This is a genomic window from Protofrankia sp. Cj3, from assembly GCF_917627355.1.
Classification (GTDB): domain Bacteria; phylum Actinomycetota; class Actinomycetes; order Frankiales; family Frankiaceae; genus Protofrankia.
The window spans coordinates 1-1789 of the sequence record NZ_CAKJTR010000235.1 but is presented as its reverse complement, the minus strand read 5'-3'; the positions used below and the strand labels follow the sequence as shown (position 1 = coordinate 1789).

At 63.6% G+C, this 1789-nt stretch carries 3 protein-coding genes; 2 read left to right on the top strand and 1 reads right to left on the bottom strand.

Going from position 1 to position 1789, the window contains the following annotated elements:
- A partial coding sequence (locus MJ783_RS21100) for a hypothetical protein (protein WP_239313103.1) occupies positions 1–301 on the top strand: 301 nt, incomplete at its 5' end.
- 113 nt (positions 302–414) lie between these two features.
- The gene (locus MJ783_RS21095) at positions 415–675 is read left to right on the top strand and encodes a hypothetical protein (protein ID WP_239313101.1); all 261 of its coding nucleotides are present in this window, start codon (positions 415–417) and stop codon (positions 673–675) included.
- 272 nt (positions 676–947) lie between these two features.
- Here the strand turns inward: MJ783_RS21095 and MJ783_RS21090 are convergent.
- Positions 948–1789 (bottom strand): phosphotransferase enzyme family protein (locus tag MJ783_RS21090; RefSeq protein WP_239313098.1); only part of this gene is annotated, 842 nt, incomplete at its 5' end.

Sequence of the window (1789 nt, the reverse complement as noted above, 5' to 3'; positions counted from 1 at the left end):
CGATGAGCTGACGATGGAAGTTCTCCACACGCAGCGCCGGAATCAGAATACCGATCTCGCACGCCGTCTCCACCCCGAAGGTGAGCTGCAATTCCTGTTCCGCCATCGTCTCATTGATCCTGGCGAGTTCCGCGCGGCGTTCCGCCATACTCAGAGCGCCACGGTCACGGGAAAGGTCACGGACCCGCAAGAGCGCATCATAGGCAGCCAGGCGAATCTGACGGACCTTGCCGGTCGCGGCGACAATCTGTACCGCGGACAGAAGGGCACAGTTCTCAATATAGTCCTGCTGGGCGAATAGCAGACGTAAGCACCTACGGCCGCGCCGCTGGCGGGTCTCCGGTTCAACCCGGCGGGAAACCGGATGGACGAATACTCAGGATTCCAGTCGAGGTCCGCCCGGTAGACGATCCGTTGGATCGGATCCTCGGGCAGCGTCGCGGACGTGAACACCATCTGGTGCCGCTGCGGGCCAAGCGCCGTCAGGCCAGCGCTCTCCACGGTCTGGACGTCAGCCTCTTCGAGCGTCTCGGCTACGTAGCGTTCCAGCGAAAAAGATCCGACAGCAACATGATCATAATAGCAGTCCTCGAGGAACGGGATGAGCACCGTCGGCGCGCACTCGACATCAACGGAAAACACGACCACGACCGGCCCCGCCTGTGCATCAAATAACCACAGTCGCGCCCTACACACGGTAGCGGTTGTCGATTCACCCCTACGGAACGTCAGGGAATCCGCGTCGATATCCCGACAGGCCAGGACCCGCGGAAGCTGCCGGGCCGCGGCAACATAGAAGGGTTCCAGCCGCCCGAGCCGGAGAAGCTCAGAGAGCGGCTGGCCTTCCGCCCGTAAAAGGTCGACGGTCTCAGCGGTCGTGGCAATGACAGTCGAAAGCCGGTGCACGGACCGTGCCACCGTAGGATCGAACGGCGGAACCGGCCAGGTCAATACGCTCGCCAAGCGGTCGCACGCGAGCCAGGATCATTGATGGAATCGATCCGACGGTGAATCTCCGCATCGAGGCTCGCGCTCGTCCCGTACTGCTGGAGCAGCCACGTCACCATTCCCAACTCCCGCAGCGCGATAAAAGTCCCGGCATGCGGCGACGCGCGGAGATCATACCCATATGCGGCGGAGAAGCTTGCGTAGTCCTCGTCCGACATCCCGAAACGCCGATAGGTCACCAGGTTCGGCACGAGATCCCACTCAAGCGGACCGGCAGATATCTGATCGAAATCTATGAGGAGCAGCCTGCGGCCGGGAAGGCACATGACATTTCCGTAGTGCATGTCACCGTGGATGACGCCGGTTCCCAGCGTGGACACCACGTCAGGAACATGCGATTCCAGCGACGCGAGAAGCGCCTCAAGGGGGTCGATCAGGCTCTGTTCGATACCGTCCCGGCGCGCGCCGTCCAATCGAGGGCGAAGCAGCGCGAAGGGCTCCCACGGCCCGACACGATCCCCATCCGGTGCGGCACAATCGTGAAAGTGGCGGAGCAGCCCGCCCAGTTCCCGCGGTGTCACCCGGCAGCCTGCGTCGATCTCGTAATACACCCACAAGATCACGACATCCGTCGACGTGACAACCGGCTGACCGACACCCGAGACGGCGGCAGGCTCGGCTACCTCCATCCCGCGGGCCGCGAGACGCACCACGAACTCCACCGTCCGCGCGACCTGCTCGACCCGGCTCTCCGGGCGTGCCACCCGCAGCACGAGACCCCGGTCCCGGTAGGCGTAGAGCGCGTTCTCCCCGAACCGGAGAAGGTCCAGCTCCGGTGGAG